1 protein-coding gene is annotated in these 1,098 nt (G+C 57.7%); it reads left to right on the top strand.

Annotated elements, in window-relative coordinates:
- Window positions 1-106 precede the first annotated feature (106 nt).
- The gene (locus BUB78_RS20040) at window positions 107-1,066 is read left to right on the top strand and encodes a DUF808 domain-containing protein (protein WP_073201198.1); all 960 of its coding nucleotides are present in this window, start codon (window positions 107-109) and stop codon (window positions 1,064-1,066) included.
- The last annotated feature ends 32 nt before the right edge of the window (window positions 1,067-1,098 follow it).

Here is a 1,098-nt window from a genome sequence, read left to right as displayed (position 1 = left end):
GTCCGAGCGCCTTGATCGGGGCAAAAAACTCCGACATCATTCAATGGCAGTCGTTTTTCCTGAGGAATATCGGCTATTGTTGCGTGAACCCAAGGGAAAGAATTTCATGAGCGGATTACTGGCCCTTTTGGATGACGTGGCAGCGATCGCCAAGCTGGCGGCGACACAACTTGATGATGTCGCGGCGCAGGCAAGCAAAGCCGGCACGAAAGCCGCCGGCGTTGTCATCGATGACGCGGCCGTGACCCCAAAATATGTGACAGGCCTGCCAGCGGCGCGAGAATTACCCATCGTTTGGAAAATTGCGCGCGCGTCCTTCTTCAATAAGCTGGTAATCCTGTTGCCTGCGGCGCTGCTCTTGAATGCATTCCTGCCGTGGCTTTTGACGCCGCTCTTGATGATCGGCGGGGCTTATCTGTGTTTTGAGGGGGCTGAGAAGGTTTGGCACCTCTTCGTCCCGCACAAGGATCACGGCCCCCAGCAGGCGGAGACGCTGGATGCGGCCCATCTGGAAGAGCAGCGGGTGAAAGGCGCAATCAAGACCGATTTCATACTGTCGGCAGAGATTATGACGATCTCTCTTTCCCAGATCGATATTGACACATTGTGGATACAGACGATGGCGCTGGCTGCGGTGGCCATTGGGATTACGGCACTGGTTTATGGGGCCGTCGCCTTGCTCGTTAAGGCCGATGATTTCGGTATTCTGCTCAGCGCGAAAGGACGGCTTGGCGCGACCCGGGCGGTCGGGCGTAGAATTGTCAAATCGATGCCCGCAGTAATGGTGGTGATCGCGACGATCGGCACGGTGGCCATGCTCTGGGTCGGTGGCAGTATCATCGTGCACGGGTTGCACGATTTGGGCTGGCATCTGCCTTATGAGCAGATCAAGCACGCGGCGAAGGTCGCATCGGTGGCCGTTGGCTCGATCAAAGGCTTTGTGACCTGGCTGGTGACGGCCGGGCTGGACGGCATTGTCGGGCTGGCGACCGGGTTTGTGCTTGTCCCGATTGTCAGCCGAGCGGTGGTGCCGATCACGGGGTGGCTCTTTCCTGAAAAAGCCTGATGCGACTCCGTCTACACAAATGGACTCTGCGT

Origin of the sequence: Roseovarius marisflavi (assembly GCF_900142625.1) — a bacterium.
GTDB classification, from domain to species: domain Bacteria; phylum Pseudomonadota; class Alphaproteobacteria; order Rhodobacterales; family Rhodobacteraceae; genus Roseovarius; species Roseovarius marisflavi.
The sequence above is the reverse complement of the archived record's forward strand: the minus strand, read 5'-3'. Positions and strand labels throughout refer to the sequence as shown.